We start from the raw sequence: 15,829 nt of genomic DNA on the forward strand, positions 1-15,829 counted from the left end.
AGGGCACTTTCTGCCGAACCTCCAACCCACAAAGCCGGGGCTTTCCTCGCGGCAGAAAGATTGCCTGCGCACAGACACAACCATTCGCGTTTAAAGGTATATTCGCTCTCTTTGTAGCTTTTTTCCTTAAACTTTAGAATGATTTATATTAAAGCACTATTCAATTAGTACTATAAATATCTCTTTATTTAGTTCTGCCAGACATTTAACTCTTTTTCCAGTAAAGCTTCATAACGAGTGGCATCAGGATGGTTGGCTTCTTTGAAAGCAGCAGCCACCTGATTAAGGACATACAGATTGGTACGTATAGCCTGCTGATCTTTGCTCTTTTCCTCCCAATAATAAGCCAGATTCTGTTCTGCGTTATGTGTCAGGCGTTTGGCCAGTTGTTCTGCTTTTTGCTTCTCTCCTACCTGAAGTAAAGGAGCCACATACAACGAACAGATCTGGTCATCATGAAAAATCTCATTAGGCATTATTCCCAATGAACGCATCAATACCTCGCGAGCTTTTTTAGGTTGGTTTTCAGCCATTAGTTGTTGTGCCAATGTCAGGAAAGCTAATCGACTTGCTACCAGTCTTTCTCCGCGACATGTTTCATCATGGTATACATTTGGATCATTTTGTCCACGCCACTGAGACTTATTCATCAGGTTATTATAGGCTATCTCTGAATTCATAAAGCCATCTTCTGCCTGAGGCACTTCTACTGGTAACAATCGGCATACTACCCCTTCCAGTTGAGTATGTTTCATCAAGTTATACTGGTTAGGTAGTTGTGTAGTAGTAAAGTACACCGGACGCTTCCAGTCATTTTGTGCCAGGATATCCAGAAATACCAGATCATCTTTAAAGATATGTTTTTTAGGCAGTTCTATCAACATTTGATCAGATAGCAGACTTGTCAATGCAGTTGGTATCTGACCAGATTTTGCAATAGCTTCTTTATCCAATGGCAAATACAGTTTAGGAGTAGGAAGCGTATTAATAGTCTCACCACTATCCAATGTCACTTTCAGTGCTGGGTTGTCTTCCCGAATCAGCCGTATATACTCTTTCAGATTAATCCCATCTTTCACTGTAGGATTTTCGTAAAATAGGATCTGGTTGTTTACATACGAAACATAGTTCTTCTTTTCCAGAGAAATAGGCATAGCAGGTGTACGCCCCAGGCTTTGTTTTAGGTAATCAATGTACCAGTCAGTTCCCATAAACTGAGAAATCACTACCCGTACATCCGGACGAATACCTTCTACCTCTTGTGCATATAATAATGGATAGGTATCATTGTCACCTGTTGTAAAGAGAATGGCATTGGGAGCGCAGGATTCCAACATATTCTTAGCCGAATCAAGTGCCATGTAACGGCCTGTACGATCATGATCATCCCAGTTTTCTTTTACCATCAGAACAGGTACAGCCAGACATAAACTTCCGATCAACACAGGTCTCAAAACTTCCTGCTTTACAATAGACTTTATCCATTCAGACAAGGCCATTACCCCCAGTCCGATCCAGATAGCAAATGCATAAAATGATCCTACATAGATGTAATCCCGTTCACGTGGCTCTACAGGAGGTGGATTCAGGTAAATAATCAGGGCAATGCCTGTCATAAAAAACAGCAGCCCTGTAAATGCACCAACCTGACGGTTACGTTGTATCACAAAGAATAATCCAATTAGTCCCAAAAACAGCGGTAGACCATAAAAACGGTTATGCGCTTTATTTTCAGATAAAACCGGAGGTAAAGTATCTTTGGCATGGAATGTAGTATGCCAGCCAGCTCCCACCTCATCACTATCACGTCCTACAAAATTCCAGAGAAAATACCGGACATAGAAATAACCAATCTGCTGCTTGAAGAAATACGAAAACTGATGTGCCAGTGTCGGATTCTCACCTTCACGCAATCCTGTTATATTCCGGTATAACTGAGGATGGCGACGGCTTTCATCATCACTATACAACCGAGGGAAAAGTGTCATCTTGCGAGGGTCGTATTTGGGGACCAGACGCTGACTATACGATTCATATTTGTGCTCACCCTTTATATAAATAGGACTTCCTTTTTCTATCTCTACCACACCCGCTGTAAAGTTAGGTCCATACAACAAAGGACGGGCAGCCCCATACTGTTCCATATTCATGTAATACATGAAGCCTGAAAGATCTTTGGGGTTATTCAGATTAAACGTAGGATTAAAATTGGCTCTTACTACCAGCATTACATACGAAGAGTAGCCAATAAGAATAAATGTAAAACCCAGCAAAACAGTATTCAGCACTACTTTCTGCTTTCTTACAGAATACCAGATACCATATACTAAAGCACTGACACACAAAATAGTAAACACAATGGCTCCACTATTAAATGGAAGCCCTAAAGTATTTACAAAGAAAATGTCCATTTTCCCTGCTATTCCAGGCAATTCCGTACGCATTACATTCATCACAAACAATAAGGCTATACCCGAAATAATCAGGGTGAGTATTCCGCCTTTCCAAGTGGGTGTAAATTTCCGGAAATAGAAAATTAATGCCAGTGCAGGTAAGGTAACTAAATTGAGCAAATGTGTACCAATAGATAAACCAATCACATACGCAATCAGTAACAACCAACGATTGGCGGCAGCAGAATCATCAATCAGTTCCCACTTCAGCATAGCCCATACAACAAAAGCTGTAAACAGGGAAGATAAAGCATATACCTCTGACTCTACTGCAGAAAACCAGAATGAATCGGAGAAAGTGTAGACCAATGAGCCAACCATTCCCGCCATCATCAACCCAATGGTTTGGCCAGTAGTATAGTTTGTCACAGGGGTTGTGATAAGTTTTCGGCCCAGCAAGGTAATAGTCCAGAATAAAAATAAAATCGTAAAAGCACTGCTTAAAGCAGACAACACATTCATCCAGTAAGCTACCTGTGAAGAATCAGAAGCCAGCGCATCTGTAAAAAGATGGGCTACCAACAAAAAGAAAGGTGCTCCGGGTGGGTGTCCGATCAACAGTTTATGGGCAGCAGCGATAAACTCTCCACAGTCCCAGAAAGAAACTGTTGGTTCGACTGTGCGCACATATGTCACCGCAGCTATTGCAAAAACAACCCAGCCTGTCAGGTTATTAACTTTTCGGAAAGAGTACATAGGTATATGTGTAGATTTGCTTGAAAGGTTTAAAGTGAAGAAAGGCTATATCAGTTTGTAAGTATAGATTTTTAAACGAACGTATTCTACTTTTCGTAATCACTTCATCTTACCTTTTTTACCGCTTATCATAATTTCGCAGAGGTTTACCGCCTGATCACAGAAAAACAGCCCATTCTATCCGGATTATCTGTAAATGCTGTATCTTTCTGCTGACAAGCAGGCTATTTGCACCTTACCATACAAATAAGTGATGAAGTATTTTAGATTGGATTATTCTATCACTTTCCTATCCTTTACATTCATGTTTTACTTCAGATATGCACTATTTTCAATTCTTATCCTGACAGGGTGTAGCGTTTCTATTGCACAAACAGCCTCATCCAAAGAGATTGTCACCTCAGCACAGGCGTTTCTGCAATCTTTACAATCAGCACAAGTGGAGAAAACCACCTTTACTTTTCAGGATGAGGAACGATACAACTGGAATTTTGTACCTACCAGACGCAATGGCCTTCCTATGAAAGAATTGTCTGCCAAACAAAAAGAGGCAGCTCTCTCTCTTCTCAAAGCAACTCTCAGTGCACAAGGTTATCAAAAAGCGATTGCCATTATGCAGCTGGAAGTTATTCTGAAAGAACTGGAAAATCGGGGTCCTCAGGATGATTACCGTGATCCTGGCAAATATTATATCTCCATTTTTGGAACTCCTGATCTGCAAAAAACCTGGGGCTGGCGACTGGAAGGCCATCATCTAGCCCTGAACTTTCTATCAGCCAATGGAAAACTAATTTCCTCTACTCCAACTTTTATGGGTTCTAACCCAGGTATTGTGCCCAGTGGTGCTGAAAAAGGCAAACAAATTCTAAAAGAAGAGGTGCAACTGGCCTTTGACTTATTGCACTCACTCTCCGAGTCACAAAAGAAGCAAGTCATATTCTCCGAAACAGCTTTACCTGAAATTGTAACAGGAAACAGTCGAAAAGCGATTCTCAATGAAACCAAAGGTATTTTATTCAAAGAACTAACGAAACCTCAGCAACAGCAGCTAATGCAACTGATTGGTATTTATGTTCGTAAATACCACATAGGCTTTGCAGATGAACTAATGCAGAAAGTTGAAACTGCCGGATTAGACAATCTTCGCTTTGCCTGGGCAGGTAGTCAGCAATGGGGAGCAGGACATTATTATCGTATTCAAGGTCCTACCCTTCTTATTGAGTATGACAACACACAGAATAATGGTAATCATATCCATACCTCAGTGCGTGACCTTACGAACGATTTTGGAGAAGACTTTTTGAAGGAGCATTACCAGAAAGAGCATACTCCAAAATAAGGCAATTTACAGCCTTCTCTGATACAATATCATTTCTGACTATATTTGGCCGTTCACCTATTTTCTATTGAAGTGATAGTACAGAAAGGTTTTATTTATCCGGTTATTCTATTTATCACATCTGCTACATTTGTATTCTATTATTTCCATCAGCCAATAGCTTCCTATACTAAAGCACCTTTGATGGATGGTAATCAGTATATAAAAATTTATTACTATCTGACAGGGAAGGTCCAAAATTATGAAGTTGCCTTCCCTTTTCACTCACGAATAGCAATTCCCTGGCTTGCATCCCTATTGCCTGTAGCCACACCAGTCATAGCTTTTCAGATTGTTAATCTAATTTTTTCTCTGTCATCTGTTTGTATACTAACATACTATTGGCAAAAAATCACTATCCGCCCTTATCTGATAAGATGGGGTATTTTCTGGCTGTTGTTTCACTGGACAGGCTTGATTCGTCTGAATGCGTATGACCCCATTACAGTGGATGTACCGCTCTACTTTTTCCAGACTTTACTCTTGTTATTACTTTATAATCGTAACTGGATACATCTCTGGTGGTTGGCTCCCCTGGCTACCATTCAGAAAGAGTCATTTCCTGCCTTGCTTATTGTTTTGGTAATTTATGGAATATTGTACAACAAGTCTACTCATTCCAAAACTTTCCCTACACCAATTATAGCAGGAAGCCTTTTTATCAGCCTGATCCTGAAGTGTGTTATAGAACAATCATTCCCACCAAGTACACCTGGAAATCCGGTCATTACAATACTTTATTTCATCAAACAAAGCCTGATTGATCCATTCAGAATTATTCGCTGGCTTACAGGTGTTTGGGTAGCTTTTGGAGGTATAGTATGGCTGGCGATATGGCAATGGTGGAAAGATGGCAACTGGCATTATATACAGAAATCCGTATGGCAAAGAAAGTATTCACTTCCCTTGTTCAGAGATTTCCATACAGATCTGCTATTCCTCTTTTCGGTCACCTACCTGGGACTTAGCTTACTAGCAGGTGGAGACTTTACACGTATTGTGTTCCTGGGCTATCCATTTATTATGACCTATCTGTTCGTTTTGCTTAAGAATACGAACCCAAAACTTTCATTTGTCATCCTGCTACTTTCATTACCACTCATGCACCTGCACTTGTTTATTCCAGATCAAGGCTTATACTGGACACAGTTTGTAGAATGGTATCCTGAGTTTGCACCATCATCTACAGTCTGGCTTATGTTTGGGTATGGTATGCTTATTGGGTTGAGTAGCTGGATTCTACTAAAATTTCAGGTATTTCAACAAAAATAATATGTAACATTGCACTTTCAAGTCATGTTGCGACATCAAGCACTATTGTTTCAATTGTTAAATTCCTATTTATGAAACTTATTCGTTTCGGAGAGATTGGTCAGGAAAAACCTGGCTTATTGCTACCAGACGGCACTTCTATTGATGCATCTGGATTCGGTGAAGATTATACTGAACAATTTTTTGCCACAGACGGATTAACCAGACTTAAAGCCTGGGCATCATCCAATGCGGCAACAGCCCCAAAGATCCCAACAGGTGTACGCCTGGGTTCAGCGATAGCCCGACCAAGCAAAATTGTATGTGTAGGGTTAAACTACATTGACCATGCAAAAGAGACAGGAGCAAAAATTCCGGAAGAACCTATTCTGTTTTATAAATCGACCACAGCTCTGTGCGGTCCCAATGATGATCTGATAATTCCTAAAAATAGTGTAAAGACTGACTGGGAAGTAGAATTGGGAGTTGTGATTGGGAAAAAGGCCAGCTATGTAGAGGAAGCCAATGCACTTGATTACGTAGCAGGGTATGTGCTTCACAATGATTACAGTGAGAGAGAATTTCAGATTGAGCGAGGTGGTCAGTGGATGAAAGGAAAAGGATGTGATACATTTGCTCCACTGGGACCATTCCTAGCTACGAAAGAAGAAATCTCAGATGTTCATAACTTACGTTTATGGCTCACAGTCAACGGAAAAACATTTCAGGATGGAAATACCTCCAACCTTATTTTCAAAATTCCGTTTTTAGTAAGCTATATTAGTCAGTTTATGACCCTTCTTCCGGGAGATGTTATCTCTACAGGTACTCCTGCCGGAGTTGGATTGGGCTTTAACCCTCCTATTTATCTGAAACCTGGCGATGTAGTTGAACTAGGTATTGATGGATTGGGATCATCGAAACAAACAGCCAAAGCTTTTGTCTGATACAAACTTTTAGTAATATAGAACGCATACGGTTTTACAGGCGTGAAATAATTTTGTATTATTTTTCGCCTGTTTTCCGTTAAATCCATTCCATACAGATAAGAAGATTATAATTCCTAGTCAAAAACAATATCTTTGTAATCGTAAAATATCCGTATTATCAGATTCACCTTTCATGGCAGAGACAAAATTTATTATCAAAACCAACAACAAACGAGATCTTTGGATACAGATAGGAATAGTACTGTTGTTGTCACTGATCATTTTACTGATTTTCTTTTTCATATATCTCCCCTGGACAACCAATCACGGTGAAAGCATTACAGTTCCTGATCTGAGAGGAATGAAACTGGAAGAACTGGAAGAATTTCTGGACGATAAGGATTTACGGTACGAAGTCCAGGACTCTACTTTTGACCTCAATATGCCTCCTTTATCAGTAAAAGAACAATATCCCAAAGCAAATTCCAAAGTAAAGGCAGGACGTAAAATCTATCTGACAGTAGTGGCTAAGAATCCCCGAATGGTAACCATGCCCAATCTGAAAGATATGTCACTCAAAAGCGCAGAGATGACATTAAAAAATTATAAACTAATCATGGGTTCTATTACCCTAAAACCTTATCTGGGCTCTGTAGTTCTGGAACAATCCGTAACATCTGGTCAGAAAGTGCCTGAAGGAACCCATATCAATTTAGTAGCAGGAGATGGCGCTAACAACAAAGAGTTTACAGCACCTGATTTAATTGGTAAAACAGAAGAGGAAGCTAAATTTGAAATTGCAGCGTCAGGTCTGATATTGGGAAGTGTGCTTCCGGCACCAGGTACCCCTGGTACAATTACAAAACAAAATCCAGCTGCAGGTACAACGATTCGTACAGGAGATATTATAGATATCTGGATTACCTCAGATGCACCTCCTACTACTCCGGATCAACAACAGGAACCTAATTTGTAACACATACTTCATTACCATTGAGCTTACTTCAAGATATTATTTCCAGGTTTTCCAAAGGTAGTTCTTCTCCCAAACCAACGGGAACAAGACCTGCTGTCTCAGCCATAAAACCAGCTCGTTCTGTATCTGCCAAAGAGTTGGCAATACATCTGGGTATCATGGCAGTATTGGTAATTATATTGGTATTGTTTTTTTTCTTTATCTATCTGCCTTCCAGTACTAATCATAATGATATAGTAGAAGTTCCCAAAATTACCGGAATGAAGCTGGATCAGATTGCTGATATTCTGGAAGAACATGATCTTCGCTACGAGGTACAGGATTCAGATTATGTATCCAAGCTTCCTCCGCTTACAGTCATAACCCAATATCCGGCAGCAGGTTCTCAGGTAAAAGAAGACCGAAAAATCTTTATAACTGTTGTAGCTCAGAACCCTCCAACGGTAGAGATGCCAGATCTGAAAGACTTTTCATTACGTAGTGCGCAGGAAACACTGGAGAATTTTGAGTTAAGTCTGGGTAAGGTTATCTATCAGCCAGATTCCCTTCATCCTAATTCAGTGTTGGGTCAGCAGATCAACGGAAAGGCTGTCGAACCAGGAATCCGCATAGCAAAACATACTCAGGTAGATCTTATACTAGGTAGCCTTGGTGACAACAAACCGTTTGCAGTACCCAACCTTATAGGTCGTACTATGGGTGAGGCAGAATCTATCCTTATGGGACTTGGACTGGTAAAAGGAACTATTACACCTGATACACTTGGGGCCAATGCAACGATTAACAAACAGGTACCAGGCTATGTGAGAGGAAGTACTATCCGTAAAGGTGAACGTATTAATTTATGGCTTAGCCCACCTAAGCCACGCCCTGTAAAAGTAGCGCCTGCACCTGTAGACTCGATACCAACACCTGTAGATTCAGTACAATAATCATAGAATCAAAACAATCAGGATACTGAAAAACAACCTCTTGACGTTTTTTAAGAAACGTCAAGAAACTATTTTTCGCATGAAACATTATTTCCACTCTATTTTTTTGGTTGCGGTTGCTTTTCTCTATGTCATTACCTGCCAGGCTCAGCTTCGTGTAGCCCCATTGACACAAACCCCGCCCAATCCGATTACAAAGAAAGCACAGGCTCGTACCCAAGCATTGGGATTACCTTTCTTTGAAGATTTTTCGACCTACTTTGGCCAGCCGGACCCTGCTAAGTGGGAGAATCATGGCGTTGTTATCAACAATACGTATGCGGATGATCAACCGTCCAAAGGTATAGCCACATTTGATGGATTACAGTTCAATGGCTTACCCTATACTACACCTACTTCTACCAACCAGTCACTTACAGATACCACAGATATTCTTACCTCTCAGCCTATTGATCTGAGTAATACCTCACCTAATCCTGTCAAACTTAGTTTCTGGTGGTCAGGTCAAAGTCTGGGAGAATCACCAGATCCGGGAGATTCACTGGTACTTCAGTTTAAAGATAACACAGGTGCCTGGATTAGTCAATGGGCGGATAAATCAGCTACTAAACAAGGGTTTAAGGATACTTTACTGAACATTACCAATACTCGTTTCCTTCATAGCGATTTTCAGTTTCGCTTTATAGCCTATGGTCGTCCTACAGGTATGTATGATGTCTGGAACCTGGATTATATTATTCTGGATGCCGATTCATCCTATGATCCTCGTTCTATTAAAGATATGGCAGTTACTCAGCAGCCCAGATCCTTTTTAAAGCGATATTCAGCCATGCCATTACAGCAGTTTATGGCTAGTCCAGAGACAGAAATGGCACTGGTAGATACCACCTATACATTTAATAACCAAAGAGAGGCTGCTAGTTTGTTTGAGTTTATCTATACACTTATTAATACTCAAACCAATACTCAATTATATTACTATAATAGTCGTGTAGATGGATCAATTAATCTACCATCGGTCCCTTCAAGGACCAGAGCTGTTGTGCCTGTTACTCTTCCTTCTAATATATCTATTAATGGCAGTGCACCAGTAGTTTTACAATCCAAATTTCAGATTGAAGCGGTAAATGCTAATCCTTCGCCAAGAATTGATGTATTCCGCAATGATACGATAGGCAGAAGCACCATCTTATCAGACTACTATGCCTACGATGACGGAACAGCTGAGTATGGTATAGGAGTACGACAGCAACAAGGCAGTGTAGCTGTACGTTATATTTTGAATAAACCTGATACGATTACAGCTGTCAGAATCTATTTTGCACGCGTAGGAGAAACCGATCTGACCGGACAAACCTTTGGGCTTTCTATCTGGAAAAAACTGGATGGACAAACCAGTTCGATCCTCTACCAGAAATCCTTTGCCATACAGTATCCGGATACCCTCAACAAGTTTTATACCTATACGCTTACCCATCCAGATGATGATAGTGTACTGTATCCTGTCGGTGTATCAGATACTATTTATATAGGCTGGATTCAGGCCACTGATGACCTTCTGGCTGTAGGGTATGACAGAAATACAGATTCACATACAGAGCAGTTTTACAACATAGCAGGAGGAGCCAACTGGCAAAATAATACAGAGCCCGAGACTGGTAGTATTATGCTTCGGCCTGTTGTAGGCAAAGGTACAGTAACAGGTACAGAACCTAATCTTCCTCCCTATGTACGAAACTTCAAGGTGTATCCTAATCCATCCAGCGATAAGCTCTACTGGAATGAAAATGGGGTAAAACAGATAAAGGTACAGGATATGTTGGGCAGGGTATTAAAACAAACCACCCGAAGTCTAAGTGCAAGCAATGAGTTAAGCATTACAGATCTTCCCAATGGTATGTACATTCTAACGTTTCAGATTAATTCTTATCAGGTACAACGGAAAGTTATTATCGCACATTAAACAAAAGGACTGGCCTCTGCCAGTCCTTTTGTTTAACATGAGTCATTCCGAATATTAGATAAGAGTTTGTTTTACAAAATCAGCACTTGTGCTTTTGAAAAGAGTATACGCGCTGATTGATTTTTAAGATATCTCTTTAGTTGAGTTTGTTTATTGTCTCAATCATCCTTCTACTTGTGGCCTCTTCATTTTTTGCTTGTCTCTTGCTATGTTGATTTATTATCTTAATCATCACTCTTCCTATCATGTTACTTTTTTGCTTGCCCAAAAAAGTAACCAAAAAAGGGCAAAAAATTCCAAAGCTTCGCCCCTCAGGACTAACGCTAGGCCCGCGGAATTTTTATCCCTACGCACCTACACTTCCACACACGATTGAAGTCGTCTTTACTCTCTTTGTAGCATTTTTTATTACTTTCTCAATGACATTCTTCCTTCAAAATTCGGGATGACTCATATTTTACTCTCCGAATATGAAGGGAGCAGGAATAAAGCAGATTACAAAAATACCCATTGTAAGCCATCCCAACACCTGTCGCCCTATGCTCAAGGGTTCTTCCTGCAAGGCAGGTGGATGGTACACACCTAATACTCGCCCTAATATAAATCCAAATACAAACCATCCCGGATAACCTGTAAGCCCTGTATAGTAGTTTACCAGCCATTGGGCTGTAAGTACACCAATGCTGAGCAATACTGTGTCTTCAAACCGGCCTTCGTTCATCCGTTCAAATACCTGATACAGGAAGAACAAGTACAAAGGAATCCCCCACCAGGGCGACATCTCTTCTCCCAGAAAATTAACCGTTCCTGTATGATCTATTACTCCCAGCCCGCCATAAAAAATATAGAGGGTAAACAGAATTGGCGACACTTTCCGATGATTCTTATACCCAATAAGCCCGTACAAGATATGTCCACCATCCAGTTGTCCTATAGGAATCAGATTGAGTGCAGTGAAGAATAACGCCAGGTACCCGGCAAAGAGGAATGGGTAATGAAAGAGTTCGTATTTATTGGGAACGAGATTTGGATCTTCTGCAACATAGTTTTTAAAGAAACGCATCAGGAGATTATCACCCAGTGAGATATTGGATGCCAGCCACTCCTTATAAGTCTCAGGTCTTGCAACAAAAGTAATTTTCTTTCCGGCAGAATCCATTTTAGGAATAACACCCTCCTGTTGGCTTTTTATAAAGGCTAAGGAATCCTCTTCCTGAAGAAACTGTTCTGTGTATACATATTTTTCATACGTCAATCCATAACGTTTGTATTCAGGATGTATACGAAAGATATCATCTTTGGCAGGCAGATTGGCAAATCCATACCAGAGTACTCCTACTGCCACTACAAATCCAGCCAACGGTCCGGCGATGCCTATATCGAAAAACTGTTGACGAGTTCGTGGAATCTCCCTTATTCGAATAAATGCACCCATTGTACCAATACTCAAACTAGGCAAGTACATAGGAATGTAATAAGGTAGAGATGCACTGATTTTGTAATAACGGGAGGTCAGATAATGTCCAAATTCGTGCACAGTCAAAATTCCCAGAAAAGGAATAGAATACTGTAATCCCTGCCAGATCTCACTCCATGGTAGATTATAAAAAATTGTTTTGGCAGTCATCCACTCAGCACCTGCCAGTGTGGTTGTGAATAAAGTTACTACAAATAGAAATATATGAAGCAGATAGTTATTCTTAGGAGGTTGATTGATCATTGGAAAGAGAGAAAAATGTCAAATAGTACCTTGAAAATAGTCATTGATTGTAAAGTGGCCTGGAATAATCTGAACCGTTTGTATTCCTGTTTCAGCAGCGGCCTGCAAGTTAGCAGGTAAATCATCAAAAAAGATACAATCCTGTGCATTCAATCCGGCATCCGCTAATACATGTGTATAAATTTCCTGGCCAGGCTTACGTTTTCCTATCTGATGAGAATAATATACTTTATCAAAAAGATCTTCCATCCCATTTAATTCATATTGTTCCAATAGCAACTGGTTTATGGCTTTTACATGAATTGCATTGGTATTGCTTAACAAATATAATTTATGCGTTTTGCGTAGTTCTTTCAACAACTCTATTCGTTTTGCAGGTATCTCCAGCAACAAAGCATTCCATGCCTGGTCAAGATCGGTATCAGGAAATGTTTTTTGTAGCAAAGCACATATATGACTACGGAACTCAGCATCTGAACAATGTCCTGTTTCGTGAGCATGAAAGAAGTCAGATCCCCAGAAACGGCTCTTTAGTTCCTCTGCATCACAATCTACCAGTTTTGCAAAAGCTACCATAGCCAGTTGAACATCAATATCAATAATCACTCCTCCCATGTCGAAGATCAGATTTGGTGCAGTATGTTGAATCATTTTTTTTACTTTTTTTTAAATGTTATTTGTCTTTGTCATACAAATATGTAGATTTGCACCCCGAAACCAAAATAAAATATCTTTTCGGTTTCGTCCGGGCTTGTAGCTCAGTTGGTTAGAGCACCTGACTCATAATCAGGTGGTCCCTGGTTCGAGCCCAGGCTGGCCCACTTAAGAATCAAAGGGTTACGATTTGAAAAAGTCGTAGCCCTTTTTTATTTGCATACAATTTGCACAATATCTTATGTCCTTTCCTCTATTAGATTTTGGTTATCTTCCACACATGATTTATGTCATTGTGTAAAAAGCTGGTTGTTTATTTATTTACATCCAATTGGTAAACATTCCTTTTATTTGTATTATTTTTGTCCTATTATCCTTTTACACTTAGTCTGAAGCTAAGCCGTATACATCATGAAAAAATACAGTATTCTTCTTTATTATTGCTACACTTCCATTGAAGATGTAGAAAAGTTTCGTGAGGAACATCATTTACTCTGTCTTGAATTAAATCTGCTAGGACGCATTATTATTGCCCATGAAGGACTGAATGGCACTGTCTCAGGTCTTGTAGAAGATTGTGAAAAATACATGGAGATCGTAAAGTCAGATCCACGTTTTGCAGATATAGACTTCAAAGTCGATTATTCTGACACGCAAGGATTCACCAAGCTTCATGTACGCAGCAAATCAGAAATCGTCCATTCTGATCTGCATCACATTAATCCTCGTGAACGGACAGGTATTCATTTAGACCCTGAGGAATTTAGAAAGCTGAAAAATGATCCGGATGTAGTTCTTCTCGATGTGCGTTCAAACTATGAGCACAAATTGGGTAAATTTAAAAATGCTGTCACACTGGATATCGAAAACTTTCGGGATTTCCCTGATAAGATTAATGAGATTGAACAATACAAGGACAAGAAAATAGTAACATATTGTACGGGTGGTATTAAATGTGAGAAAGCAAGTGCGTATTTGCTGGAACAAGGATTTGAGAATGTATATCAACTGCATGGAGGTATCATTAAATATGGCCTTGAAGCAGGTGGAGAAGACTTTGAAGGCAAATGTTATGTATTTGATAACCGAATTGCCGTAGACGTCAATACAGTCAATCCTGTAGTTATCTCAAACTGTTTCGTTTGTGGGACCCATTCTGACCGTATGGTAAACTGTGCGAACCCTGAATGTAATAATCACGTGCCTATCTGTGAAAAATGTGGATGGGAGATGGAAGGAGCATGCTCTGCAGAATGTAAGTCACATCCTGAGCTACGTCCATATGATGGAACCGGGTATTACCAGAAACAAACAAATGGCTACAATCCTTACAAAGGATTACAAAGAGCCAAAGTATTAAAATAAAGTAGTCCCAGCTAGTTATCATTTTTTAAAAGATCAATCGAAACAACCTCGGTTGATCTTTTGTTTTACTTAACCATACTATACATCCTTATGAAATCTCTTGCCGAATCTGAATTGGTTCTTAATCCTGATGGAAGTGTTTATCACCTAAACCTTTCTCCAGAAGATATCTCTGATCTTATTATCGTAGTGGGAGATCCGGGTAGAGTTCATAAGGTTACTCAATACTTCGATTCGGTAGATTTTGAGATGAATAAACGTGAGTTTATTACTCAGACTGGGATCTGTAATAACAAAAGAGTTACAGTGATCTCAACAGGCATAGGAACTGACAATGTAGAGATTGTTATGAATGAGTTGGATGCATTAGTCAATATTGATCTGAAAACCCGTCAGATCAAAGATAAACAACGGAGATTAAAGATTATACGTATTGGTACCTCTGGCAGTATACAGGCAGATATACCTGTAGGTAGTTTGGTAGCATCTGTCAATGCAATAGGGTTAGATTCGTTGATGTATTTTTACCAGTTTCCTCAGACATCAGAAGAACAAGCCATAAATAAGCTATTACGACAAAAGCTACAATTAGGATTCGAGCCTTATTGTGCCAGTGGCTCGCAGGAACTGCTACAACAATTTGCACACGACATGATTGAAGGTAACACAGTGACAGCACCAGGATTTTATGCCCCTCAAGGCCGCCAACTTCGTATTCCCAGTACAAACCCAAAGTTTCTTCAGGAATTAAATTATTTCCACCATAATAATTTCTGGTTAACCAACATGGAGATGGAAACCTCAGGATACTATGCATTTGGAAGAATGTTAGGTCACGAGGTATTATCCTTAAATGCAATTTTGGCTAATCGGATTAATAATCAGTTTGCCAAGAATCCAGAGAAAATAATAGATGACCTTATTCAGAAAGTTATCTCCCGACTATAGAAAAAAGAAAATAATAGATGTAAGCGATTCTTTAAAAAGGATCGCTTTTTTATTGCCTTTTAGTAAAGTCAAGCCTATATCAATTAGCAGCTGAGTGTAAAAGAGTTGGTATTAGAGAGAAATATTGGAGAGGTAGATAAACAAAAAGTAGCTAAACAAAAAAAGCCACTCGTTAAGAGTGGCTTAATAATAGTAAAGTGGCGGCGACCTACTTTCCCACCGGTGAAGGCAGTATCATGGGCGTGAAAGGGCTTAACTTCTCTGTTCGGAATGGGAAGAGGTGATCACCTTCACTATAACCACCAACAATGCTTTGTGTCTTGCGACAATGCTTTGTGTCTTGCGACAATGCTTTGTGTCTTACGACTGATGTGTCTTGAGACAATGTTGGATGATTCGATTAGGAATCTAGTATTGTAAAGTTCTTTCACTCTGTGGAGTAAAACTCTTTGTAGTAAAGAATTGACAAGTGGAAAAGAGAGAAACTCATTAACGAGTGTTTAAGTATAACAAAGTATTTTTTCTGATTGAGTATCTGACTTGCATGATCAGCAAAAAGAAAAA

General features: G+C 39.7%; 11 protein-coding genes, 1 tRNA gene and 1 rRNA gene. 9 read left to right on the plus strand and 4 right to left on the minus strand.

Going from position 1 to position 15,829, the window contains the following annotated elements; all coding sequences use genetic code 11:
• Nucleotides 1-188: 188 nt before the first annotated feature.
• Complete coding sequence (locus tag QNI22_RS10375; RefSeq protein WP_314510560.1) at nt 189-3,149, minus strand: glycosyltransferase family 117 protein; 2,961 nt, start codon at nt 3,147-3,149, stop codon at nt 189-191.
• Nucleotides 3,150-3,402: 253 nt separating this feature from the next.
• Between QNI22_RS10375 and QNI22_RS10380 the strand changes: the two genes are divergently transcribed.
• The 6 genes from QNI22_RS10380 to QNI22_RS10405 all read left to right on the plus strand — a co-directional run bounded on the left by QNI22_RS10380 (nt 3,403) and on the right by QNI22_RS10405 (nt 10,578).
• Entirely contained in the window at nt 3,403-4,488 is a 1,086-nt protein-coding gene (locus tag QNI22_RS10380; protein WP_314510561.1) for a DUF3500 domain-containing protein, read from the plus strand.
• Between the two features lie 72 nt (nt 4,489-4,560).
• On the plus strand, nt 4,561-5,799 hold the full coding sequence (locus QNI22_RS10385; protein WP_314510563.1) for a hypothetical protein: 1,239 nt from the start codon (nt 4,561-4,563) through the stop codon (nt 5,797-5,799).
• 71 nt (nt 5,800-5,870) lie between these two features.
• A complete protein-coding gene (locus QNI22_RS10390) occupies nt 5,871-6,725 on the plus strand; it encodes a fumarylacetoacetate hydrolase family protein (RefSeq protein WP_314510565.1) in 855 nt (284 codons plus the stop codon).
• 175 nt (nt 6,726-6,900) lie between these two features.
• Nucleotides 6,901-7,683, plus strand: a complete 783-nt coding sequence (locus QNI22_RS10395; RefSeq protein WP_314510566.1) for a PASTA domain-containing protein — start codon at nt 6,901-6,903, stop codon at nt 7,681-7,683.
• Between the two features lie 17 nt (nt 7,684-7,700).
• Nucleotides 7,701-8,615 (plus strand): PASTA domain-containing protein, encoded by a 915-nt coding sequence (locus QNI22_RS10400; protein WP_314510567.1) that lies wholly within the window; start codon nt 7,701-7,703, stop codon nt 8,613-8,615.
• Between the two features lie 79 nt (nt 8,616-8,694).
• Nucleotides 8,695-10,578 carry a T9SS type A sorting domain-containing protein gene (locus QNI22_RS10405; protein ID WP_314510568.1) on the plus strand — a complete coding sequence of 628 codons (1,884 nt, stop codon included), beginning with the start codon at nt 8,695-8,697 and terminating at the stop codon, nt 10,576-10,578.
• Between the two features lie 457 nt (nt 10,579-11,035).
• On the opposite strand, the gene QNI22_RS10410 is transcribed toward QNI22_RS10405, so the two are convergent.
• Together QNI22_RS10410 and QNI22_RS10415 are read right to left on the minus strand one after the other, a co-directional pair.
• Entirely contained in the window at nt 11,036-12,298 is a 1,263-nt protein-coding gene (locus tag QNI22_RS10410) for a site-2 protease family protein (RefSeq protein ID WP_314510569.1), read from the minus strand.
• 18 nt (nt 12,299-12,316) lie between these two features.
• Entirely contained in the window at nt 12,317-12,949 is a 633-nt protein-coding gene (locus QNI22_RS10415; RefSeq protein WP_314510570.1) for an HAD family hydrolase, read from the minus strand.
• A gap of 96 nt (nt 12,950-13,045) precedes the next feature.
• Here QNI22_RS10415 and QNI22_RS10420 point away from each other — a divergent pair.
• The 3 genes from QNI22_RS10420 (at nt 13,046) to QNI22_RS10430 (ending at nt 15,265) form a co-directional block, all read left to right on the plus strand.
• A tRNA-Ile gene (locus QNI22_RS10420) sits at nt 13,046-13,119 on the plus strand.
• 244 nt (nt 13,120-13,363) lie between these two features.
• Nucleotides 13,364-14,317, plus strand: coding sequence for an oxygen-dependent tRNA uridine(34) hydroxylase TrhO (gene trhO / locus QNI22_RS10425; protein ID WP_314510571.1), 954 nt, complete (start codon nt 13,364-13,366; stop codon nt 14,315-14,317).
• Nucleotides 14,318-14,407: 90 nt separating this feature from the next.
• Nucleotides 14,408-15,265 carry a nucleoside phosphorylase gene (locus tag QNI22_RS10430; protein ID WP_314510572.1) on the plus strand — a complete coding sequence of 286 codons (858 nt, stop codon included), beginning with the start codon at nt 14,408-14,410 and terminating at the stop codon, nt 15,263-15,265.
• Nucleotides 15,266-15,460: 195 nt separating this feature from the next.
• On the opposite strand, the gene rrf is transcribed toward QNI22_RS10430, so the two are convergent.
• Nucleotides 15,461-15,572, minus strand: a 5S ribosomal RNA gene (rrf, locus tag QNI22_RS10435).
• Nucleotides 15,573-15,829: the final 257 nt, after the last annotated feature.

The organism is Xanthocytophaga agilis (assembly GCF_030068605.1).
Lineage (GTDB): Bacteria > Bacteroidota > Bacteroidia > Cytophagales > 172606-1 > Xanthocytophaga > Xanthocytophaga agilis.